This window comes from Streptomyces sp. NBC_00887, assembly GCF_045207585.1.
The window spans coordinates 4,825,930-4,848,807 of record NZ_CP108788.1 but is presented as its reverse complement, the minus strand read 5'-3'; the positions used below and the strand labels follow the sequence as shown (position 1 = coordinate 4,848,807).

At 69.9% G+C, this 22,878-nt stretch carries 20 protein-coding genes; 5 read left to right on the top strand and 15 right to left on the bottom strand.

Annotated elements, in window-relative coordinates; all coding sequences use genetic code 11:
* Positions 1 to 63 precede the first annotated feature (63 nt).
* Positions 64 to 597: an alkyl hydroperoxide reductase gene (locus OG844_RS21920; protein WP_073744727.1), complete on the bottom strand. Its 534-nt coding sequence runs from the start codon at positions 595 to 597 to the stop codon at positions 64 to 66.
* 12 nt (positions 598 to 609) lie between these two features.
* On the bottom strand, positions 610 to 1,164 hold the full coding sequence (locus tag OG844_RS21915) for a peroxiredoxin (RefSeq protein ID WP_406392460.1): 555 nt from the start codon (positions 1,162 to 1,164) through the stop codon (positions 610 to 612).
* A 153-nt stretch (positions 1,165 to 1,317) separates the two neighbouring features.
* On the opposite strand from OG844_RS21915, the gene OG844_RS21910 reads away from it, so the two are divergent.
* Entirely contained in the window at positions 1,318 to 2,256 is a 939-nt protein-coding gene (locus tag OG844_RS21910; protein WP_406396215.1) for a hydrogen peroxide-inducible genes activator, read from the top strand.
* A gap of 28 nt (positions 2,257 to 2,284) precedes the next feature.
* Here OG844_RS21910 and OG844_RS21905 read toward each other — a convergent pair whose 3' ends face one another.
* The 5 genes from OG844_RS21905 to OG844_RS21885 all read right to left on the bottom strand — a co-directional run bounded on the left by OG844_RS21905 (position 2,285) and on the right by OG844_RS21885 (position 7,116).
* Positions 2,285 to 4,618 (bottom strand): FtsX-like permease family protein, encoded by a 2,334-nt coding sequence (locus OG844_RS21905; RefSeq protein ID WP_406392458.1) that lies wholly within the window; start codon positions 4,616 to 4,618, stop codon positions 2,285 to 2,287.
* Positions 4,615 to 5,301, bottom strand: a complete 687-nt coding sequence (locus tag OG844_RS21900; RefSeq protein ID WP_406392456.1) for an ABC transporter ATP-binding protein — start codon at positions 5,299 to 5,301, stop codon at positions 4,615 to 4,617. The genes OG844_RS21905 and OG844_RS21900 overlap by 4 nt, the downstream gene beginning before the upstream one ends.
* Positions 5,298 to 5,822 (bottom strand): PadR family transcriptional regulator, encoded by a 525-nt coding sequence (locus OG844_RS21895; RefSeq protein WP_406392454.1) that lies wholly within the window; start codon positions 5,820 to 5,822, stop codon positions 5,298 to 5,300. The genes OG844_RS21900 and OG844_RS21895 overlap by 4 nt, the downstream gene beginning before the upstream one ends.
* Before the next feature lie 71 nt (positions 5,823 to 5,893).
* A complete protein-coding gene (locus OG844_RS21890) occupies positions 5,894 to 6,097 on the bottom strand; it encodes a hypothetical protein (RefSeq protein ID WP_383180367.1) in 204 nt (67 codons plus the stop codon).
* Between the two features lie 47 nt (positions 6,098 to 6,144).
* Positions 6,145 to 7,116 carry an SPFH domain-containing protein gene (locus OG844_RS21885; RefSeq protein ID WP_406392453.1) on the bottom strand — a complete coding sequence of 324 codons (972 nt, stop codon included), beginning with the start codon at positions 7,114 to 7,116 and terminating at the stop codon, positions 6,145 to 6,147.
* 221 nt (positions 7,117 to 7,337) lie between these two features.
* Here OG844_RS21885 and OG844_RS21880 point away from each other — a divergent pair, with 221 nt between their 5' ends.
* Complete coding sequence (locus tag OG844_RS21880) at positions 7,338 to 9,566, top strand: transglycosylase domain-containing protein (RefSeq protein WP_406392452.1); 2,229 nt, start codon at positions 7,338 to 7,340, stop codon at positions 9,564 to 9,566.
* A gap of 51 nt (positions 9,567 to 9,617) precedes the next feature.
* Here OG844_RS21880 and OG844_RS21875 read toward each other — a convergent pair whose 3' ends face one another.
* The 6 genes from OG844_RS21875 to OG844_RS21850 form a co-directional block, all read right to left on the bottom strand.
* On the bottom strand, positions 9,618 to 11,081 hold the full coding sequence (locus OG844_RS21875; protein ID WP_406392450.1) for a catalase: 1,464 nt from the start codon (positions 11,079 to 11,081) through the stop codon (positions 9,618 to 9,620).
* A gap of 115 nt (positions 11,082 to 11,196) precedes the next feature.
* A complete protein-coding gene (locus tag OG844_RS21870) occupies positions 11,197 to 13,116 on the bottom strand; it encodes a SpoIIE family protein phosphatase (RefSeq protein WP_406392449.1) in 1,920 nt (639 codons plus the stop codon).
* Positions 13,117 to 13,484: 368 nt separating this feature from the next.
* The gene (locus tag OG844_RS21865; RefSeq protein ID WP_406392448.1) at positions 13,485 to 14,189 is read right to left on the bottom strand and encodes a DUF402 domain-containing protein; all 705 of its coding nucleotides are present in this window, start codon (positions 14,187 to 14,189) and stop codon (positions 13,485 to 13,487) included.
* Positions 14,190 to 14,233: 44 nt separating this feature from the next.
* Entirely contained in the window at positions 14,234 to 15,637 is a 1,404-nt protein-coding gene (locus OG844_RS21860) for a class II fumarate hydratase (RefSeq protein WP_406392446.1), read from the bottom strand.
* Between the two features lie 137 nt (positions 15,638 to 15,774).
* Entirely contained in the window at positions 15,775 to 17,103 is a 1,329-nt protein-coding gene (locus OG844_RS21855) for an MFS transporter (RefSeq protein WP_406392444.1), read from the bottom strand.
* A 205-nt stretch (positions 17,104 to 17,308) separates the two neighbouring features.
* Positions 17,309 to 18,976: a fumarate hydratase gene (locus OG844_RS21850; protein WP_329207816.1), complete on the bottom strand. Its 1,668-nt coding sequence runs from the start codon at positions 18,974 to 18,976 to the stop codon at positions 17,309 to 17,311.
* A gap of 247 nt (positions 18,977 to 19,223) precedes the next feature.
* Between OG844_RS21850 and OG844_RS21845 the strand changes: the two genes are divergently transcribed.
* Both OG844_RS21845 and OG844_RS21840 read left to right on the top strand, forming a co-directional pair.
* Positions 19,224 to 19,895 carry a DUF1707 domain-containing protein gene (locus OG844_RS21845; RefSeq protein ID WP_406392442.1) on the top strand — a complete coding sequence of 224 codons (672 nt, stop codon included), beginning with the start codon at positions 19,224 to 19,226 and terminating at the stop codon, positions 19,893 to 19,895.
* A gap of 157 nt (positions 19,896 to 20,052) precedes the next feature.
* Positions 20,053 to 20,421: a WhiB family transcriptional regulator gene (locus tag OG844_RS21840; protein ID WP_329207812.1), complete on the top strand. Its 369-nt coding sequence runs from the start codon at positions 20,053 to 20,055 to the stop codon at positions 20,419 to 20,421.
* A 65-nt stretch (positions 20,422 to 20,486) separates the two neighbouring features.
* Here the strand turns inward: OG844_RS21840 and glpX are convergent, their stop codons facing one another.
* Entirely contained in the window at positions 20,487 to 21,518 is a 1,032-nt protein-coding gene (gene glpX / locus OG844_RS21835) for a class II fructose-bisphosphatase (protein WP_329207811.1), read from the bottom strand.
* 144 nt (positions 21,519 to 21,662) lie between these two features.
* Between glpX and OG844_RS21830 the strand changes: the two genes are divergently transcribed.
* Positions 21,663 to 22,184, top strand: coding sequence for a DUF4245 domain-containing protein (locus OG844_RS21830; RefSeq protein ID WP_406392440.1), 522 nt, complete (start codon positions 21,663 to 21,665; stop codon positions 22,182 to 22,184).
* Positions 22,185 to 22,257: 73 nt separating this feature from the next.
* On the opposite strand, the gene OG844_RS21825 is transcribed toward OG844_RS21830, so the two are convergent.
* On the bottom strand, positions 22,258 to 22,848 hold the full coding sequence (locus tag OG844_RS21825) for a malonic semialdehyde reductase (RefSeq protein ID WP_406392438.1): 591 nt from the start codon (positions 22,846 to 22,848) through the stop codon (positions 22,258 to 22,260).
* Positions 22,849 to 22,878 lie beyond the last annotated feature (30 nt).

The following is a 22,878-nucleotide window of genomic DNA, read 5'->3' as shown; positions in this document are numbered from 1 at the left end:
AGAAGGGCCCCGGGGACGGTCGGTCGTCCTCGGGGCCCTTCTCGTACATGGGTACTGCGGGTGTTACTCGGCGAGCACGGCCTCGGCCTCGAGGGTCACGCCGACAGCCTGGATCACCGAAGCGATCTTTACGGCTTCCTGAATGGTCTCACGGTCCACGCCGGCCTTGCGCAGCACCTGCTCGTGGGAGTCCAGGCACTGGCCGCAGCCGTTGATCGCGGAGACGGCGAGCGACCACAGTTCGAAGTCGACCTTCTCCACGCCCGGCTTGCCGATGACGTTCATCCGCAGGCCCGCACGGAGGTTCCCGTACTCGGGGTCCGACAGCAGGTGCCGGGTGCGGTAGAAGACGTTGTTCATCGCCATGATCGCGGCAGCCGACTTCGCCGCGGTGTACGCCTCGGCGGAGAGGTTGGCCTTCGCCTCCGGCTCGAGCTCGCGCAGCACCTTCGGTGAGCGCGAGGCGATCGCGCAGGCCAGGACGGTGCCCCAGAGCTGCTGCTGGGGGAGCTCGCTGTTCCCGATGACCGAGCCGAGGTTCAGCTTCAGATCCTTGGCGAAGTCCGGAATCGCGGACTTCAGTTCGTCGAGTGCCATGTGGGTATCAGCTCACTCGCCCGAGAGGAGCGCGACCGGGTCGAGGGTGTTCTCGCCCTTGGTCCAGTTGCAGGGGCAGAGCTCGTCGGTCTGCAGGGCGTCGAGGACCCGCAGGACCTCCTTGGGGTTACGGCCCACGGAACCGGCGGTCACCATCGTGAACTGGATCTCGTTGTTCTGGTCGACGATGAAGACGGCGCGCTGGGCGAAGCCGTCCTCGCCCTCGATGCCGAGGTCACGCATGAGCTCGTGCTTCGAGTCGGCCAGCATCGGGAAGGGCAGGTCGGTCAGGTCCGGGTGGTCCTTGCGCCAGGCGTGGTGCACGAACTCGGAGTCACCGGAGAAGCCGAGGATCTGGGCGTCGCGGTCGGCGAACTCCTCGTTCAGCTTGCCGAAGGCGGCGATCTCGGTGGGGCACACGAAGGTGAAGTCCTTCGGCCACGCGAAGACGATCTTCCACTGACCCTCGTAGGTCTTGTGGGTGATCTGCTCGAACTCCTTGCCGGTCTCCAACGACACACAAGCGGTCAGGTCGAACTGGGGGAACTTGTCACCGACAGTGAGCACGCGCACTCCTTGAAGCATAGGAATTCCCTTTTTGGGGGTGTTCCTGGGGGTTGGACGATCTCCACCTTGGCACAGAGTGCATTGATCGCGGAAATAGCTACACTCGGTCGTGATGATCGGAGGTACCTATCAGTGGCGTACGCACATCAGGGCATGAGGGCCAAGCAGCCCAGCCTCTCGCAGCTTCGCGCCTTCGCGGCCGTCGCGGAGCATCTGCACTTCCGGGACGCGGCGGCAGCAATCGGGATGAGTCAGCCCGCACTCTCCGGAGCCGTATCGGCGCTGGAGGTGGCACTGGGTGTCCAGCTCATCGAGCGTACGACGCGCAAGGTGCTGCTCTCGCCCGCCGGGGAGCGGCTCGCGGTGCGGGCCGGTGCGGTGCTGGAGGCCATGGGTGAGCTGATGGAGGAGGCGGAGGCGGTGCGGGCGCCGTTCACCGGGGTGCTCAGGCTCGGTGTGATCCCGACCGTAGCGCCGTACCTGCTGCCCGCGGTGCTGCGGCTGGTCCATGAGCGCTACCCGGAGCTGGACCTCCAGGTGCATGAGGAGCAGACCTCCTCGCTGCTGGAGGGGCTGGCGGCGGGACGGCTGGACCTGCTGCTGCTCGCCGTCCCGCTCGGGGTGCCAGGTGTCACCGAACTTCCGCTCTTCGACGAGGACTTCGTGCTCGTCATGGAGCAGGAGCACCGGCTGGGCGGGCGCACGGACATCCCTCGGGAGGCGTTGCGTGATCTGCCGCTGCTGCTGCTCGACGAGGGGCACTGCCTGCGCGATCAGGCCCTGGACATCTGCCGCGAGGCGGGGCGCACGGACGGGGCGCCGGTGACGACGACCGCCGCGGGGCTCTCCACGCTGGTGCAGCTCGTCGCGGGCGGTCTCGGGGTGACGCTGCTGCCTCGCACGGCGGTGACGGTGGAGACCGGCCGCAACGAGGCACTGACCACCGGGTACTTCGTGGATCCCGCCCCGTCGCGGCGGGTCGCCCTGGCGATCCGTACGGGGACGGCGCGCCAGGAGGAGTTCGAGGAGTTCGCGGCGGCGCTGCGGGAGGCCCTGGTGACCCTTCCGGTACGGGTGCCCGCAGAGGGGTGAGCGCGCCCCCGGCGCGCCCACCCCGGCATCACTCCGTCCGCAGGCCGTCCGGGCGCATCAGGTGCCACAGCAGGGGAAGCGACAGCAGGGTCACGGCCACGACGAGGGCCCCGCCCGCACCTGCCATCGGCAGGAACAGCCACCACTGCGTCACGGTCTTGGCCAGCATCCACGTCATCACGGCGCCGAGCCCGAGGCCGCCCGCGGTCGCGACCAGGAGGCCGATGACCACCGGTACCGCCGTCTGCCAGAGCACCGACCAGCCGAGGGTGACACGGCTGGTACCGAAGGCGACCAGGACCGACAGCAGCCGCTTGCGCTCCCTGAGCTGCTCCAGCTGGGAGACCAGCATGGAGGCGGCGATGAGCAGCAGTGTCGCCGCGGCGCCGAACCGCAGGCCGGTCTGCACGCTCGCGTACTGGCGATCGCGCGTCACCGAGGTCAGGGTCGTGACCCGCATTCCGGGGTCGATCCGGGCCGCCGTGTTCCGCACGTACTCGGAGACGTCCTTCACGCCCTCGTCGACCTTGATCTGCGCGATCGTCTGGGCGTTCGGCAGGGTGCGCGGGTCGATGGCCCCGACCGTCGCCATGATGCCCCACTGCTCCTCGCCCAGCGGGTCGGGGCGGGCGGTGACGGTCCGGGCGTCGGCGGGCAGGGTCCAGCGCGCGGACTCTGCCCCCGGTTTCGGGTCGGAGGTGGGGTCGAGCTCGATCTCCTCGCCCTTGCGCGCCGTCTCGTCGACCCAGTCGCTCATCTCCTTGTCGCCCCTGGGGTGGACGACGAAGACGTCGCCCTCCCTGCAGGAACCGATCTCGGCGAGCTCCTTCAGGGTGGCGCAGTCGCCGATGCTGAGCGAGGTGGTGGGAGTGACCTCGTCCTCCTTGTACGTTCCCGGCTTGGTCACGTACGTCTCGACCGTGCCGATGACGCGGTCCACCCCCTCCGTGGCCCGGAACTCCTCGATGGTCCGGGTGGCGGCCTGCCCGGTGACCGTCTCCGAGAAGGTGTGGAAGCGGGCGCGCGACGGGTCCTGGCCCGTCATCGCCTCGAACTCGTCGCCGACCGCGGCGAACAGCATCTGCAGGGCCACCGCCCCCGCGACGGCCACGGTGATGCCGCTGACCGCGCGGGTGGCCGCCCCGCTGTTCGACTGGAGCCGGCGGACGGCGAGCTGCCACGGGAGCGGCCCCCCGCGCAGCCTCTTCACGCAGGCCTCGATCAACCAGGGCAGCAGCAGTGCCAGTCCGACCAGCACCAGTACGGCGCCGGCCGCGATCGGGTACGGGTCGACGGGTGTGAAGTCGTCGACTCTTCCCGTCAGCCCCAGCACGGCCAGTCCCAGGAGCGGCATCGGCAGACGCCACCAGAGACGGCGTCCGCGGCTGCCGGTGTGGCGTACGACCCCCAGCGGCTCGACGACCACCGAGCGCATGGCGGTCAGCGTGACGAGTACGGCGCACAGCGGTACGGCGAGGGCGACCAGGGCCGCCGACCAGGCCGCCGGTGCCAGATCGGACGGGAAGGCGCTGTGGTTCCACACCTCGACGGAGCCGACGAACCTCCGGCCCACGAAGAAGAACACCGCCCCGGCCAGCAGGCCGAGCACGGAACCGAACAGCGCTTCGCCGGCCGCGATACGGCGGGTCGCGGGGATGTCCGTTCCGATCAGGCGAAGGGCGGCGAGCCGACGGTCACGGCGTTCGCCGCCGAACCGCGCCGCCGTGGCGATGAAGATCGCGACGGGTGCCAGCAGCACGACGCAGATCATGATCACGAGGACGACCAGGACGGGTGAGAGCGGCTCGCCCCCGCCGCCGCCGTAAGCGGCCAGTCGGTGACCGCCGTTGGCGGGAGTCAGCGCGTCACTGCCCACGTAGAAGTAGAGCTCGTTCGGGGAAAGCAGGCCCGCGGCGGCGATCGTCGAGGTGATCCGGTACGGCAGCCGCTCCTTGAGGAGCGCGCCCTCGGGAGAGGCCAGCAGATCCCGGAGAGCGGGTGAGGCCGCCATCTCGCGCGGTCCGGGAAAGGCCGTGACCCCGGGCGGAACGGCAGGACGGGCGCCCTCTGCGCGCATCAGGAAACCGTCGACCGTGCGGCCGCGGAACTCGGTTGCCGCACTGACCCGCAGGACCGTGGTGTCCGACTTCGGGACGTCCGCGTTGCGCGACACCGGGGCCTCCTCGCGGGCCCGGTCGCGCACGGAACGCTGGTCCAGCAGGTGCGGCACGGACGAGGCGATCAGCAGCATCGCCACGCCGAGGCCGACACCCGCGGCCGTGAGCGCGGTCCGCGCCCAGCCCTCGCGCCCGCCCGCGGCGGCGAAGCGTATGCCGAGGCCGAGATCACGCAGCCAGGTCATACGGCGTACTCCGCATCGCGGGAGCGGCCGTCGCGCACGACGATGTCGCGGTCCGAGTACGCGGCGACCCGCGCCTCGTGCGTCACGAGGACGACGGCGGTGCCGGCCGTCCGGGCGCACTCGGTGAGCAGTTCCATGATGCGCTCGCCGTTGAGCGAGTCCAGCGCTCCCGTCGGCTCGTCCGCGAAGACCACCTTGGGCGAGGCGACGAGGGCACGGGCCACGGCGACGCGCTGGCCCTGACCGCCGGAGACCTCGCCGGGGCGCTGGGCGGCCAGGTCGTCGACCTCCAGTCGCTCCATCCACCGCAGGGCCATGCGCTCGGCCTCCTTGCGCCGGGTGCCGTTCAGCCGGAGCGGCAGGGCGACGTTCTCCACGCAGGTCAGCTCGGGGACGAGCTGGCCGAACTGGAACACGAAGCCGAAATCGCTGCGCCGCAGGGCGCTTCGCTGGGCGTCCGACATTTCGGAGAGCTCACGGCCCGCGTAGGTGACGGAGCCGGAGTCGGGGGTGATGATCCCCGCGAGACAGTGCAGGAGGGTCGACTTGCCGGAGCCGGAGGGGCCCATGACGGCGACGACCTCACCGGGGTGGACGGAGAACGAGGCCCCGTCGAGCGCGGCCGTCGAACCGTACGACTTGCGCAGGTCGTGGGCGGCGAGCAGGGAGCCGGCAGGAGTCACGGCGCCACGACCTCGGCGAGCTGGTGGAGGCGGGCCGCGGTCAGCTCCAGCCAGCGCAGGTCCGCTTCGAGGTGGAAGAGCGCGTGGTCGCAGATCAGCTGGTCGGCGAGGTCGCCCTTGCGCTTGCGGTCGGTGAGGATGCGCATCAGGCGCAGGTGCTCCGAGCGCTGGGCGTCCAGCAGATCGGCGGCGCTGCGGCCGGTGAGCAGGGCCAGGACGACCTTCGTGTAGAGGGTCGACTGGAGATACGGCTCCGGCTTCTCCGGCTGCGCCAGCCAGGTGGTGACGTCGGTGATGCCGGCGTCGGTGATGGCGTAGCGCTTGCGCTCGGGCCCGCCGTCGGACTCGACGCCGTCGACCTCGACGAGGCCGTTCTTCAGCAGCCGGGACATGGTCGCGTAGACCTGGCCGTAGTGGAGGGGCCGGTCGTGGCCGAACGTGTCGTCGAAGGCGCGCTTGAGGTCGTAGCCGTGGCGGGGACCGGCTTCGAGGAGCCCGAGGAGGGTGTGGCCGATTGACATGGGCGGCACTCTACATGGCGTGTATACCTCGCGTGTATATGGGTTCGGGGTGCCCGTTCGAGCCCCACGGGTCACTCAGCGGCGTCCTGTGGGGGAGGTGCGGGATTCGGCGGGCGCCCCCGGCGGGGGATCGGGGCCGCGCCGCCCGGCAGCCGCCCCGCCTCCGCCAGCGCCCGCCGCAGCAGGAACTCGATCTGCGCGTTCGCGCTGCGCAGCTCGTCCGAGGCCCAGCGGGCCAGCGCGTCGTGCACCGCGGGATCCAGCCGCAGCAGCATCTGCTTGCGCTGCGGCCGCCGGGCGGCAGGGGTGGAGGCGTCGTCCGTCACTGGTAGAGCGTGCCCGTGTTCAGGACCGGCTGCGCCGCACGGTCACCGCACAGCACCACCATCAGGTTGCTGACCATCGCCGCCTTGCGCTCGGAGTCGAGCTCGACGATGTCCTGTTCGGCGATGCGGGTCAGGGCCATCTCGACCATGCCCACCGCTCCCTCGACGATCATCTGGCGGGCCGCGACGACCGCGCCCGCCTGCTGTCGCTGGAGCATCGCGGAGGCGATCTCGGGGGCGTACGCGAGATGGCTGAAACGCGACTCGATGATCAGCACGCCCGCCGCCTGCACCCGCGCGGTGAGCTCGACGGCGAGCTTCTCGGTGATCTCCTCGGCGTTGCCGCGGAGCGAGAGGCCGCCCTCGTCGTGGGCGTCGTACGGGTACTCGATCGCGATGTGCCGCACGGCCGCCTCGGTCTGCGTGGCGACGAACTCCAGGAAGTCGTCCACCTCGAACAGCGCCTGCGCGGTGTCCTCGACCTTCCAGACGACGATCGCGGCGAGCTCGATCGGGTTGCCGTACGCGTCGTTGACCTTCAGGACGGCCGTCTCGTGGTTGCGGACCCGGGTGGAGATCTTGCGGCTGGAGGTCAGCGGGTTGATCCAGCGCAGACCGTCCGCGCGGATCGTGCCGACGTACCGGCCGAAGAGCTGGATGACCCGGGCCTCGCCCGGAGCGACCATTTTCACACCGCTCATGCAGAAGAACGAGGCGATGACGAGCAGCACGCCAAGGACGAAGAGCGGGATACCGATGCCGTTGTGCCCGTTGGCGCCGAGAACGCCGCCGCCGATGGCCAGGCCGACGCCGACGAACACCCCGAGGACGGTCAGGAGCAGCCCGAGGCCGCCGGGGATGGAGTGCGCCGTGGTCTCCCTGACCTGGGGAGCGGGCATCTCGGGCGCGTCCGGCGTCAGGTCGGCGGCGGGGTCGGCGGAGCCGGGACGGTCGTGCGGTGCGGACATGGGTCCCCCGATTCGTACGGCTCAATGCCGTGCTAGCAATGTGATTTCACATTATCCGACGTCGCAACCTTGTGCACCCCTCGTGAGTCGGTTCCTGTGTGACAGGTGCTGATTGTCACGTCCGGAAAAGACCGGATCGCTTGCCATTTGTCCGTGCTCTCGGTGTTAGCTGATGGGTCTGACCGGAGCAGAACGAGCAGAGGAACAGGAGCACCACAGCAATGGGTCGAGCGGATGCGCGACGGGCTCAGGGGCGGGGAGCGCGCCGGGCCGGGAAGAGCGGCGGCATACGCGGACTCTTCACCTGGCGGAAGATGCTGGGCACGTTCTTCGGGCTCTGCCTGCTCGTGATGGGTGCCTTCGTGGCGCTCTACATGTTCGTGGACGTACCGGCGGCGAACGCCCAGGCCGAGAAGCAGAGCAACGTCTACAAGTACAGCGACGGCACGCTCCTGGCCCGTACCGGCACCGGCGTCAACCGGGAGATCGTGGACCTCGCCGTCGTGCCCAAGAAGGTCCAGCACGCCTTCGTCGCCGCCGAGAACAAGTCCTTCTACCGGGACCAGGGCGTCGACCTCAAGGGCACCACGCGCGGCGTGCTCAACACGCTCTCCGGCAAGGGCAAGCAGGGTGGCTCGACGATCACCCAGCAGTACGTGAAGAACTACTACCTCACGCAGGACCAGACGGTCACCCGCAAGCTCAAGGAGCTGGTGATCTCGCTCAAGGTCGACCAGCGCATGAAGAAGAACGACATCCTCGCCGGATACCTCAACACCGTGTACTACGGACGCGGTGCGAGCGGCATCCAGGCGGCGGCGCAGGCCTACTACGGTGTCGACGCCAAGGACCTCGACGTCTCCCAGGGCGCCTATCTCGCGGCCCTGCTCCAGGCTCCGAGCCAGTACGACTGGGCGGTCGCCTCACCGACCGGCAAGAAGCTCGTCAAGGAGCGCTGGGCCTACACCCTCACCAACATGGTCGAGGAGGGCTGGCTCGACCAGGCCGAGCGCGACAAGCTGACGTTCCCCATCCCGAAGTCCCCCAAGGCCGCCCCCGGCCTGGAGGGCCAGACCGGCTATCTCGTCGAGGCGGCCAACCAGGAGATGGCGCGACAGGGCATCACCGAGGAGATGCGCGAGGCCGGCGGCTGGACCGTCACCCTCAACGTCGACAAGAAGAAGCAGAAGCAGCTCGAGAAGTCGGTCGACCGCCAGTTGGAGAGCAAGCTCGACCGCCAGGGCAACAAGACCGACGCGACCGTCCAGGCCGGTGCCACCTCCGTGGACCCGAAGACGGGCAAGGTCGTCGCGCTCTACGGCGGTGTCGGTGCCACCGAGCACTGGATGTCCAACGCCACCCGGCAGGACTACCAGCCCGCGTCCACCTTCAAGCCGCTGGTGCTCGCCTCCGCGCTGGAGAACGGGTCGAAGACCCAGGACGGCGATGTGATCGGTCTCGACACGGTCTACGACGGCACCAGCAGGCGCCCCGTTGTCGGCAGCAACATCCCGTTCAGTCCGCAGAACGAGGACGACATCAGCTACGACAGTCCGACCGTCCAGAAGGCGATGGACAAGTCGATCAACTCCGTCTTCGCGCAGATGGTCGTCGACGTCACCCCGAGCGCCGTGAAGAAGACCGCGCTGGCCATGGGCGTACCGGACAAGAACTTCCCCGTGGCCCCCGCGATCACCCTGGGCACCATGAACGCCTCGACCTGGGACATGGCCGGGGTGTACGCCACCCTCGACAACCACGGCAAGAAGGTCACCCCGACCATCGTCAAGTCCGCGAAGCACCGTGACCGCACCATGGAGCCGGTCGACGGCACCGGCGAGCAGGTGCTCAGCCGGGCGTCCGCCGACACGGTGACCAAGGCGCTCACCGAGGTCGTCGACATCGGCTCCGGCCGCGAGGCCAACACCTCGGCCTACGACGCGGCGGGCAAGACGGGTACCTCGGAGAACAACAAGGCAGCCTGGTTCGCGGCCTACACCCCGGAGCTCTCGACGGTCGTGGCCCTGTACGGCGAGTCCACCAAGGAAGGTGGCGGTCAGGTCACCCTGACCGGTACGGCCAACTCCGGCCGCGCCAACGGTGGCGGATTCCCCGCGAAGATCTGGGCGGACTACACCCTCGGCGCACTGGGCGGCGGCTCGGACGCCACCTTCGACCTGGAGGGTGTGGAGCGCGGTGAGACGGCCGTGACCGAGCGCCCCTCGGCCACGCCGTCGGAGACGGAGACCCCGGAGGAGACCCCCTCCGAGGAGACCGAGGAGCCCACCGAGACGCCGAGCGAGACGCCGAGCGAGGAGACGACACCGAGCTGGCCGCCGAGCGAGTCGCCCTCGGGGACGCCGAGCGACGACCCCAGCGCGACCAAGGACCCCGATGACGGGGACCAGCCGCCGGGCGAGCGCCCGGGGAACGGTCTGCTGGGACAGTGAGCATGCGCAAGGGGCGGTGTCACCGACACCGCCCCTTGCGCATGCCGTGCGTCAGCCGCCGTTCACCTTCTTGGCGATCCGGTCGCCGACGGTCTTGTCGATGTTGCGCCAGTACTGCAGCGCACGCCCAAGGACGGGCTTGCTCACGCCGTCCAGCAGATGGCCGGAGACGTTGGAGACGAGCCGGTCCCGCGCCGCGTCGTCCATCACCTCGCGCACCAGCGTGCCCGGCTGGCCCCAGTCGTCGTCGTCCTTGCGCGGCGTGTACGCCTCGTGGACCATCTCGCCCGCCGTGGCCCAGCCCGCGGGCTCCCCGAAGCGGGCGGTATCCGCAGCGGGGCCGCCGTACGAGTTCGGCGCGTAGACCGCACCCGTGCGCGCCGGCTCGTACCGCATGGGGCCGTCCTTCGCGTACGAGTGGACGGGCGAACGCGGCCGGTTGGGCGGCAGCTGCAGATAGTTCGGGCCGATCCGGTACCGGTGGGTGTCCGGGTACGAGAAGAGCCGGCCGAGCAGCATCTTGTCGGGCGACGGACCGATGCCGGGCACCATGTTCGACGGCTCGAAGGACGCCTGCTCGATGTGGACGAAGAAGTCCTCCGGGTTCTTGTTCAGCGTCATCCGGCCGACCTCGATCAGCGGGTAGTCGCCCTGCGGCCACACCTTGGTCAGGTCGAACGGGTTGAACCGGTAGTCCGGTGCGTCGTCGAACGGCATGATCTGGACCTTCAGGGTCCAGCTCGGGTGGTCGCCGTGCTCGATCGAGTCGAACAGGTCGCGGCGGTGGGCGTCGCCGTCGGTCCCGGCCATCGCGTCGGCGTCGGCCTGCGTGTAGAAGTCGATGCCCTGGTCGGTCTTGAAGTGGTACTTCACCCAGAACCGCGCGCCGCCCGCGTTCACCCACATGTAGGTGTGCGAGCTGTAGCCGTTCATGTGGCGGTACGTCTTCGGGATGCCCCGGTCGCCCATCAGCCACGTGACCTGGTGCGCCGACTCCGGCGAGAGGGTCCAGAAGTCCCACTGCATGTTGTGGTCGCGCACCCCGCTGTCAGGGCGGCGCTTCTGGGAGCGGATGAAGTCCTGGAACTTCATCGGGTCCCGTACGAAGAAGACCGGCGTGTTGTTGCCGACCATGTCGTAGTTGCCGTGCTCGGTATAGAACTTCAGTGCGAATCCGCGCGGGTCGCGCCAGGTGTCGGGAGAACCCTGTTCACCTGCGACCGTGGAGAAGCGGGCGAGCATCTCGGTGCGCTTGCCCGGCTGGAAGAGGTCCGCCTTGGTGAACTGGCTGACGTCGTTCGTCACTTCGAAGATGCCGTAGGCGCCGGAGCCCTTGGCATGGACCACCCGTTCGGGGACCCGTTCACGGTTGAACTGGGCCATCTTCTCGATGAGGTAGTGGTCCTGGAGCAGGATCGGGCCGTCGGATCCGACGGTGAGTGAATGTTCGTCGCTCTCCACCGGGATCCCGGCGTTGTTCGTGGTGTAAGGAACCTTGCCGGTTTCCTCGGTCACGATCGGCCTCCCGTCGGTGTGGGGTCTCGTTCAGGTCGCTTCGTTCACGACTGAAGTCAACTCCGGCGACGGGAGGTCGGCAACATCTGGAAAGGGTCCAGAACGTGATGAAGTGCTACGAGCCCGGAACAGTCATCTCGAACCAGACCACTTTGCCCGTGGAGAGCCGAGTGGCCCCCCATCTCCTGGCCAGCCGGTTGACCAGGAACAGACCGCGTCCGCCCTCGTCCGTGTCGCGGGCGCGGCGCTGCCGGGGCAGCTGCGGGGAGTCGTCGCCGACCTCGCAGCGCAGGATGTCGGTCCGCAGCAGCCGGAGGGTCACCGGGCGCTCCGCGTACCGCACCGCGTTGGTCACCACCTCGCTGACCAGCAGCTCCACCTCGTCCGAGAGGGCGTCAAGCCCCCATCGGCTGAGCGCCCTGCGGGCCAGCCTGCGGGCACGTCCCGGGGCTGCGTCCTCCGGCTCCAGGAACCAGTACGCGACGTCGCTCGGCGCGATCCCGTCGAAACGGGCGGCCAGCAGAGCGATGTCGTCGTCCCGGTCGCCGGGGCCCAGCATGTCGAGCACGTCGTCGCAGAGCGCCTCCAGCGGCGGCGAATGGTCCGGCCCGGTCAGCTGCGCCGTCGCGGCGAGCCGCTCCCGCAGCTGCTCGATCCCGGTCCACACGTCCCGCAGCCGGGACTCCACCAGACCGTCCGTGTACAGCAGCAGCGTGGCACCGGCCGGCGCGTCCAGCTCGACGGCCTCGAAGTCGACCCCGCCGACGCCGATCGGGGCCCCCGGCGGCACCCGCAGCACCTCGGCCCGGCCGCCCAGGTGCAGGAGCACGGGCGGCGGGTGGCCGGCGTTGGCGATGGTGATCCGGTGTGCGACCGGGTCGTACACCGCGTACAGGCAGGTCGCCATCCGGTCGCTGCCGAGGCGCTGCGCCTGCTCGTCCAGGTGGTGCAGGACCTCCTGCGGCGGCAGGTCGAGACCGGCCAGGGTCTGCGCGGTGGTGCGCAGCTGGCCCATGATCGCCGCGGACGTCATGGAGTGGCCCATCACGTCGCCGACGACCAGGGCGACCCGGCTGCCCGGCAGCGGGATCGCGTCGTACCAGTCACCGCCGACCCGGGCCGTCTCGGCGGCCGGAAGGTAGCGGGAGGCCAGGCGCACGCCGGTGGGCTGCGGCAGTGAGTCGGGCAGCATCGTGCGCTGCAGCTCGTCGGCGATGTACGCCTCGCGGCCGTACAGCACGGCCTTGTCGATGCCCAGCGCGGTGTGCGTGGCGAGCTGGGCCGCGACCAGCAGGTCGTTGGCCTCGAAGGGCGGGCGGTCCGTACCGCGCAGGAAGACGGCGGCGCCGATGACCCGGCGCCGGCCGCGCAGCGGTGCCAGGATCGCGCGGTGTCCGGTGGGTACGGTCCGGCCCGCCCCGAGCAGTTCGGGCAGGGCGACGCGGGCCGCGGCCGAGTCCCCGAAGACGGGACGCACCCCGCGAAGGACCTCGGCGAGCGCGCCGCCCGCCAGGACCTCGCACAGGTCGGCGGCGGGCAGCAGACCGGCCTGCGGGTCGGTGACGGGGAGCCGCAGCCGCTCGCCCTCCGGGCCGTTCTCGCTGTCCTCGTCGGTCAGCCGCAGCCTGTCGGTGCGGCGCAGCCGCAGCACGAACGGGTTGACGGGGCGCTCGTCGCCCACCGGGAGCGGGTCGCGCAGATAGACGAGTATGGCGTCGGAGAACGTCGGCACGCTGGCTCGGCACAGGCCGAGCACGATCTCGTCGAGGTCTATGCCCCGGGCGATCCGGCGGGTCGCCGCGCCGACGAAACGCAGCCGGTCGCCTTCGCGGCGGGTGACCGCCTGGGTGTCGACGCCGGGCGTGGCGGACTCCGGGGCGGTACCGGGTCCCGGATTCGGCACCGCGGAGGGGCCGGGGATCGCGGCGGTGGCAGCGGCGCCCGGTCCGGACTCCTGCTGCCGGGGCCGGGCGCGTTCCTGCGACCGGGCAGCGAGGGGCTGCCGGCCTTCGTGGGAGGTGGGATGCTCCGTCACGCGTGGGATTCCGTCCGTCCGGGCCGGTTGTGTGAGGCAATCACCTCGTGGGGCGCCACTGTGCCCCGGCAAGAGCGGTGAGAACAACGGCTGTCACCGGATGCCCTCAGAAGCGGGGCCGAAACCGCACGGCCGCGCGGTGGGCCGATATCGGTCATTCCGGCGACGGGGCAGCGGACAGTGAGCACGTCTCCACCCCCTCGTAGCGGTTCAGGCGACCGCACGACCCGCCCGGCTCCGTGGCCCGTGCGGTTCATGCGACGTGTGCGATGACTTGTGGTCAGGTCCCGTGCCACGTCCGCCGGTTGTGGCGACGCGGATCGTGGAAGGCGATCCTACGTTTGCCCCCCTGGGGTGCATCAAGGGTCTCACGACCGCGTGGGGGCAGGGGTGCGGTCCCAGTCATCCGGCAACGGCGGAACCCCCCACTGCGGATCGGGGCGCCAGTGCTCCCAGCCGTCCCGGAACGGAGCCCCCCAGGCACGGATCACGTCGACCGCCGCCAGGCCCGCCTCCCGCACGCCCCGGGCGGTGGCGGCATCCATCAGCCCGACCCGCTGGGCCTGGGCGAACTCGTCCTCGTCGAGCCACTCCCAGCTGCGGTCGGGGTGCACGGAGATGTCGAGGAAGTGGTCCTCGGAATCGACGCCCCCCGCCCAGCGGGCGCGGGGTTCCTCGAGGTTGACGTACCAGTTGCGGAAGAGCCAGCCGCGGTCCCAGAACAGCCAGACCGACCACGGATCGCCCGGCCGGGCGAGCTTCAGCACACCCGCGCCGAACCAGCGCGCACGCACCGTGGTGCGCGGGCGCGTGTAGCGGGTGGCCAGTGGCTCGGCGTGCACCTGCGTGCCGTCGGCGAGTACGGGCTTCACGCATTCCGTGCCGGGCGCCATCCACACGGCGAGCAGTTCGTCGGTGTCCTGGACGACGGTGACCGGCCGGCAGATGTGCACGGGGCTCCCGCCGCCGTTGCCGCGGTAGCGCCAGAGGATCTGGTCCCCCGGTGCCCAGTGCGCGCCGTCTCCCGCACCGGCACCGGTGCCTGCTCCCGTACCCGCTTCCGTGGCTGTCATGAAGAGATCTTACGGACGCGGGCGCCCGCACGCTGCGATACGTGTCACGGCCTGGTCATACGCAACACGTCCAGGGCCTCGTCGAGCTGCTCCACACTCAGGTCGCCGCGCTCCACGTACCCCCCTGCCAGCACGGTCTCCCGGATCGTGGTGCCCTCGGCCAGGGACTTCTTGGCGACCTTCGCCGCCTCCTCGTAGCCGATGTACTTGTTCAGCGGGGTCACCACCGACGGCGAGGACTCCGCGTACTGCCGGGCCCGCTCCACGTTGGCCGTGATGCCGTCGACCGTGCGGTCGGCGAGCAGCCGGGAGGCGTTCGCGAGCAGGCGCACCGACTCCAGCAGGTTCCTGGCGATCACCGGAAGCATCACGTTCAGCTCGAAGTTGCCGGCCGCTCCGGCTGCCGCGACCGTGGCGTCATTGCCCGTGACCTGGGCCGCGACCATCAGCACGGCCTCCGGGATCACCGGATTGACCTTGCCCGGCATGATCGACGAACCGGGCTGGAGGTCGGGCAGATTGATCTCGGCGAGCCCGGTGCGGGGACCCGACGCCATCCAGCGCAGATCGTTGGAGATCTTGGTGAGCGAGACGGCGACGGTACGGAGCTGGCCGGACGTCTCGACGAGCCCGTCCCGGGCCCCCTGCGCCTCGAAGTGGTTGCGCGCCTCGGTGAGCGGCAGTCCGGTGGTCCTGGCGACCTCCGCGATCACGGCGGCCGAGAAGCCGGGCGGAGTGTTGATCCCGGTGCCCACCGCCGTACCGCCCAGCGGGAGCTCGGCGAGGCGGGGGAGCGAGGCCCGAAGCCGCTCGACGCCGTAGCGGATCTGCGCCGCGTACCCGCCGAACTCCTGGCCCAGGGTGACGGGTGTGGCATCCATCAGATGCGTACGGCCCGACTTCACGACCTCCGCAAATTCGGCTGATTTCCGCTCCAGGGAAACCGCCAGATGCTCCAGTGCCGGGATCAGATCCGCGGTCACCGCGGCGGTCGCGGCGATGTGGATGGAGGAGGGGAACACGTCGTTCGACGACTGCGAGGCGTTGACGTGGTCGTTGGGGTGGACCTCACGCCCCAGCCGCTCTGTGGCGAGCGTCGCCACGACCTCGTTGGTGTTCATGTTGGACGACGTGCCGGAACCTGTCTGGAACACGTCGATGGGGAAGTGCTCGTCCCACCGCCCCGTGACGACCTCGGCGGCGGCCTCCTGAATCGCCCGCGCGATCTCGGGATCCAGTACCTCCAGCTCGGCGTTGACCTTGGCGGCGGCTGCCTTGATCCGGGCCAGTGCCTCGATGTGGGCCCGTTCGATCCGCTGCCCGGACACCGGGAAGTTCTCGACGGCGCGCTGCGTCTGGGCCCGCCACTTGGCGTGCGTGGGGACCCTCACCTCTCCCATCGAGTCGTGCTCGATGCGGTACTGCGGGTCCTCGGTCGATCCGTCCATGTGTTCCAACCTCCTGCTGGAGACGAGCGCGTGGTGCGTTCCAGGTATTCCGGCGGCGTCATCCGTCAGTAAATACCTGGAGCACCTCCATGAACCGGCAGGGCGCGGGCGGCGTCCCCGCTCCCGTGCGCGGTGTGTCAGCCCAGGGGTGTCCCGGCGCCGTCCCGGTCGCCGCGACGCGGCTGCCGTACCCGGTGGCGCACCCCTTGCTCCCCGCCCTGCCGCGCGGACACCCGCAGCAGGAACGCCAGTGCGACCATGATGGCGGCCCCGTGGGACCAGGCGACCACGGTCAGGGGGCTGTAGCCCTCCAGCGCGGCCGCCACGATGATCATGCCGACGCCGAAGCCGAGGTTCTCGACGGTCGCGGACAGCCCGAACGCGCGACCGCGCAGCCGGGCGGAGAGCGTCTGGAGATGCGAGGTGTACGAGACCTCCGTCAGCCCGTCCGCCGCCCCGGCGACCAGGGCGACGACCGCCGTCGCGGCGAGTGGCAGACCGGCGAACGCGAGGATGAACGCCGCGGACATCACCACGGTCCCGTAGCCGAAGCCCCGCGCACCCACCGCGCGGCCCGTTCGTCGGGCGCGGCGCTGGATCACCTGCTGCGCGCCGATGTTCCCGACCGCCCACAGGCACCAGAACGCGCTGACGAACACCGCGGGGTGCGAGGCGTCCAGCGCGCTGGAGTGGACGGGCAGCGCGGCGTTGTGGGAGGAGGAGCCGAAGGCGTCCACCCCGCGCAGCGCCACCATCAGTCCGAGGCCCGGCGCGGCGGCCAGCGCGGCGAGGGCGACGGGCATCCGCCTCCGGCCCGGCGGCTCCGCGTCCGCGCCCCCGGCAGGCTCCGCCTTCGCGCCCGTGCCCGCCGCGCCGCCCGCGACGGGCAGCAGAGCCACCGTCACCGCACACACCAAGAAGGTCGCCGTATCGATCACGAAGGCCGCCGTGTACCCCACCAGCGACACCACCACACCGGCGGACGCGAACCCGGCCACCATCGCCACCGAACGCGCCGTGATGGAGAGCGAGTTCGCCCAGGTGAGCCGGTCCGGGGCAACCATCTCCGGCACGGAAGTGCGCAACGCCACCATGAACAGCGTTCCGCAGGCGCCGACGACCACGGAGACCGCGACCAGCGCACCCGTCCGCAGGCCCTCCGGCGCGACGACCAGCGACAGCATCACCGCGGCCTGCGCGGCGTTCGTCCACAGCATGACGCTCCTCGCCGTGAAACGTGCGAGCAGCCCGCCGGCCGCCAGTCCCGCGGCGAATCCCGACGCCAGCCGCACGGCCATGAACAGCCCCATGGCGAGCGCCCGGCCCGTCGTCGCATAGACGAAGAGATTGAGTGCCACGGTATTCAGGAAAGTGCCGTACGAGGAGACGGCGTAACCCGCGACAAGAAATCGATAACGGCGTTCCGGGTGGGCCGTGTCGTCCGTGGTGCTGATGCCGCGCGTCATCCGTTCATACTCGCCCGGCCGCCCCGCCCGCAGCACCCTTACCGCCCGCACACAGGCAATCTGCACACGTGTGAAGAGCGGTCATTCGTGCCCACCGCCAGATGATTGCCGCACACCGCCGTACACGAGCATGTCCCGGGTGAGCGGAAATGCCCCAGGGGCGCCCCGGCGGTAGCGGGAACGCCCCTGGACGCGCGCGGGCCGGTCAGCCGAGGCCGGGGCCGCGCACCGGAATGCTGGTGAACGTCGGTGCCGGGGCGGGCTCGGTGAAGAAGTCGTTGCCCTTGTCGTCGACCACGACGAACGCGGGGAAGTCCTCCACCTCGATGCGCCAGACCGCCTCCATGCCGAGCTCCTCGTACTCGACGACCTCGACCTTCTTGATGCAGTCCTGCGCGAGACGAGCCGCGGGGCCGCCGATCGAACCGAGGTAGAAGCCGCCGTGGGCGTCGCACGCGTCGGTGACCTGCCTGGACCGGTTGCCCTTGGCGAGCATCACCTTGGAGCCGCCCGCCGCCTGGAACTGCGCGACATAGCTGTCCATGCGGCCGGCCGTCGTGGGGCCGAAGGAACCGGACGCGTAACCCTCGGGCGTCTTCGCCGGGCCCGCGTAGTACACCGGGTGGTCCTTGAGGTACTGCGGCATCTCCTCGCCCGCGTCGAGCCGCTCCTTGATCTTGGCGTGCGCGATGTCGCGCGCCACGACCAGCGGGCCGGTCAGCGAGAGCCGGGTCTTGACCGGGTACTTGGTCAGCTCGGCGAGGATGTCGTCCATCGGCCGGTTGAGGTCGATGCGTACGACGTCACCCGCCTCGTCGAGGTGCTCGTCGGTGGTGTCCGGGAGGAAGCGCGCCGGGTCCTTCTCCAGCTGCTCGAGGAAGACGCCCTCGGCGGTGATCTTCGCGGTGGCCTGGCGGTCGGCCGAGCAGGACACGGCGATGGCGACGGGCAGCGAGGCGCCGTGCCGGGGGAGGCGGACCACGCGCACGTCGTGGCAGAAGTACTTTCCGCCGAACTGCGCGCCGATGCCGATCTTCTGCGTCAGCTCGAAGACCTTCTCCTCCAGCTCCTTGTCCCGGAAGCCGTGGCCGGTCGGGGAGCCCTCGGCGGGCAGCTCGTCCAGGTAGTGCGCGGAGGCGTACTTCGCGGTCTTGAGCGCGAACTCCGCCGACGTACCGCCGACGACGATCGCCAGGTGGTACGGCGGGCAGGCGGCCGTCCCCAGGGAGCGGATCTTCTCCTCCAGGAACTTCATCATGGAGGTCTCGTTGAGGACCGCCTTGGTCTCCTGGAAGAGGAACGACTTGTTGGCCGAGCCGCCGCCCTTGGCCATGAAGAGGAACTTGTACGCGCCGCCGTCGGTCGCGTACAGCTCGATCTGGGCCGGGAGGTTCGAGCCGGTGTTCTTCTCGTCCCACATGTTCAGCGGTGCCATCTGCGAGTAGCGCAGGTTGAGCTTGGTGTACGCGTCGAAGATGCCGTGTGACAGGGCCTCCTCGTCACCGCCCTCGGTCAGCACGTTCTGTCCGCGCTTGCCCATGACGATCGCCGTACCGGTGTCCTGGCACATGGGCAGGACACCCGCGGCGGCGATGTTCGCGTTCTTCAGGAGGTCGAGGGCGACGAACTTGTCGTTCGACGACGCCTCGGGGTCGTCCACGATGCGCCGCAGCTGCGCCAGGTGGGCGGGCCGCAGGTAGTGCGAGATGTCGTGCATGGCCTCGGCGGCGAGGGTGCGCAGGGCCTCCGGAGCCACCTTGAGGAACGTACGGCCGTCGGCCTCGAAGGTCGAGACGCCCTCGGCGGTCACCAGCCGGTACGGCGTGGTGTCCTCTCCCAGTGGGAGCAGATCGGAGTACGCAAACTCTGGCATTACGGCCATTCCTCACTCGGCGACAGCGCCGTCCTCCCTTGGGCAGCGCATCCACCAGGGTAGGACCCCGCGCGGGCGGTGAGCCTGTGAGGTAGGGCTCACCCGGAGCCGGCCCGGTGCCCCGGTCCGGATCATGACGGGCCTGTGGCTCGATCCGTCTCCGGACCGGGGCCGAACGGGGCCGGATCCCGCGGAAGTGCCGCAGGGGTACTGGTCGCGATCTATCGCGTTTGGGTACGCTGAGCCGGTGGACCTCGAAAAGCAGCCCCAGCAGCCCGTCGCTCCGGTTGGTCCCGCGCCCGCCGGTATCCGCGCATCCGATGCGGACCGCGACCGGATCGCGGACATCCTGCGGGAGGCCATGGCCGAGGGCCGGCTGACCGCCGAGGAGCACGCCGAGCGGGTCGACCTGGTCTACCGGGCCAAGACCGTGGGTGAGCTCGAGCCGCTGGTCCGGGACCTGCCCGCGAGCGGAGCCACCGGCCGGCCTGCCGCCTCTCCGTACGGGTACGGCCCGGAAGGGCCGACCGGGCCCGCCGAGAACATGGTGGCGGTCTTCAGCAGCTCCACCCGGAAGGGCCGTTGGCGCGTCGGCGGCCGCACGAACGCCTTCTCGCTCTTCGGCAGTGTCGAGATCGATCTGACCGAGGCCCTTTTCGGTCAGCGTCTGACCGTGATCAATGCGACGTCCATCTTCGGCAGTGTCGAGATCAGGGTGCCCGAGAACATCTCGCTGCGCGGCAGCGGAACAGGCATTTTCGGCAATTTCGAAGTCGACACACTGGAATCGACAGACCCGGAAGCCCCGGTGGTCGTAGTCAACGGCTATTCCGTCTTCGGGAGCGTCGAGGCAAAGCCCAAGCGTGGCAAGCTCATTGCCAACCTCCACGACCAGCTGCGGAAACACCTCGGTCACTGAGACCGGGTGGCCGGTACGGCTCGAATTCCGGCCAAAAGGCGGTTGAGCGGAATTGGGTGGGCCCGAAGCCGGGGCCACTCAGTGCATAGGCGTGCGCACAGCGGGTAGGGAGTGCTGCATCGTCTCTCGCTCGCGAAGCCGTCGTCAGGAGTGGACCGTGCTGCAACTGCCGCATCAGCCCCTGCAGGTCGCCGCCGTGCCGTCCCAGCGCAGTCCTGCGCGGGAGGACCAGGCAGGCCCCTGGCACGCGGAGGCGGTGTGCCGCCGGGACGAAGCCGGGCTGTTCTTCGCCCCGTCGAAGGAGCCGACTGCTGCCCGGCTGTCACGCGAGGAGGCCGCGAAGCAGGTCTGCGCGCGGTGCCCGGTGATGGTGGACTGCCGTGAACACGCACTGATACAGCCCGAGCCCTACGGGGTGTGGGGCGGCCTCACGGCCGCCGAACGCCGCGTGGTGCTCGCCCGGCGGCGCAGGCGCGACATCGAGCTGAAGACGGCGGCCCCCACGGAACACCTCGCAGCCGGCTGAGACGTGCGAACAAGGGGTGAGGGGGCTGCCGGTGGGCAGCCCCCTCACCCCTTGTTCGCACGGTCCTACTTGGCGCGGTCGAAGTCGATGGCGCTGTAGGCGCGCAGCTTCGAGAGCCGGTGCGTCGAGTCGATCTTCCGGATCGTGCCCGACTTGGAGCGCATCACCAGGGACTCCGTGGTCGCCGTCTCCGCGCGGTACCGCACACCGCGCAGCAGCTCACCGTCGGTGATCCCGGTAGCGACGAAGAACACGTTGTCCCCGCTGACGAGGTCGTCCGTCGACAGCACCCGGTCCAGGTCGTGCCCGGCGTCCAGCGCACGCTGACGCTCGGCCTCGTCCTTGGGCCAGAGCTTGCCCTGGATGACACCGCCGAGGCACTTTATGGCGCAGGCCGAGATGATGCCTTCGGGCGTTCCGCCGATGCCCATGAGCAGGTCGACGCCGGTTCCCTCGCGGGCGGCCATGATCGAGCCGGCCACATCGCCGTCGGAGATGAACTTGATCCGGGCGCCCGTCTCCCGGATCTCCTTGACGATGCCCTCGTGCCGGGGGCGGTCCAGGATGACGACGGTGACGTCCTCGGGAGTGGAGTTCTTGGCCTTCGCGACGCGTCGGATGTTCACCGACACCGGCGCGTTGATGTCCACGAAGTCGGCCGCCTCGGGGCCGGTCACCAGCTTGTCCATGTAGAAGACGGCGGACGGGTCGAACATCGCACCGCGGTCGGCGGCCGCCAGCACGGCGATCGCGTTCGGCATGCCCTTGGCGTTGAGCGTGGTCCCGTCGATCGGGTCGACGGCGATGTCGACCTCGGCGCCGGTGCCGTCGCCGACCCGCTCGCCGTTGAACAGCATGGGGGCCTCGTCCTTCTCGCCCTCACCGATGACGACGATGCCGTTCATCGACACGGTGGAGACGAGGGTTCGCATGGCCTTCACAGCGGCGCCGTCGGCGCCGATCTTGTCGCCGCGGCCGACCCAGCGCCCGGCGGCCATGGCGGCGGCCTCGGTGACCCGGACCAGCTCCAGGGCCAGGTTGCGGTCGGGGGCCTCCGGAGAGACCTCGAGCTGGGACGGCAGATGATGCTCGGACATCGGAGCGCACCTTTCTGTACGACGACGACCGGAAAAGAGGGTGCTGTGACTCTATCGGTAGGTCGATAAAATGAGCAGAGCGGGTCACGTATGAGCGGAAGCCCCGTGGTCGGGTGTCCGGGAGCCCATGCCACCATTGAGTCCGTGGCAAGCAAGCGAGGCAAGCAGACCGTCCGGGACATGTTCCTGTCGATGATGGTCATCACCGCACTGGCGGGCGTCATCTACATCTTCGTCCCGCACGACGACAAGGCCGGTCCGGTCCGCGCCGTGGACTACCGGGTCGAGCTCGCGACGGCCAGGCGCGCGGCACCGTATCCGGTGGCCGCCCCGGCCGGGCTGTCGAAGGACTGGAAGCCGACCTCCGTCTCGTACGAGGGGCAGGCGGGCGCCGGCTGGCACCTGGGCTTCCTCGACCCGGACGGCAAGTACGTCGCGGTGGAGCAGTCCACGTCCCCGGCGAAGAAGTACGTCCCCGAGGTCAGCCAGGACGCCAGGAACACCGGGCGTACCCGCGAGGTGGCCGGTGAGGCGTGGCAGCACTGGGAGGGCCCGAAGTACGACGCCCTCGTGCTGCACGCCGAGGACGTGACGACCGTGGTCACGGGCTCGGCCTCGACGGAGCGGCTGACGGAGATGGCGGCTGCGCTGAAGACGGCTCCCTGAACCACGTTCCGCCCCTACGTCGAAGACCCCCGCGGCGCCGAGCGCTGCGGGGGTCTTCGGTGTTCCCGGGGCCTCAGACGGTCGTGACGACCTCGTCGTAGGACAGGCGCGGCAGTCGCGGGAGCGAGGCGTCCTCGCCCGGCCTGCCGATGTTGACGACCATGAGCACCTGGTGGTCGGCGTCGAGGAACTCCTTCTCGATGCCCGCGGCGTCGTAGCCGGTCATCGGGCCGGCGGCCAGCCCGGCGGCGCGGACGCCGACGATGAAGTAGGCGGCCTGCAGCGCGGAGTTGAGCGCGGCGGACCTCTCGCGGACCGGACGCTCGGAGAAGAACACGTCCTTGGCCTGCGGGAAGTGCGGCAGGAGCGCCGGGAGCTCCTCGTGGAACTCGTTGTCCGCGACGAGGATCGCGACCAGCGGCGCGGCGGCGGTCTTCGGCCGGTTGCCCTCGGCCATGTGCTGGACGAGCCGCTCGCGGCCCTCCGCCGAGCGGACCAGGATGACGCGCAGCGGCGACTGGTTGAAGGCGGTGGGGCCGTACTTGACCAGGTCGTAGATCGCCTGGACCTGCTCCTCGGTCACCGGCTCGTCGGTGAACGTGTTGGCGGTGCGGGCCTCGCGGAAGAGGAGGTCCTGGGCGGCGGGGTCAAGGACGAGGGGCATCTGGGGGCTACCTTCCGGAAACGGCTACGG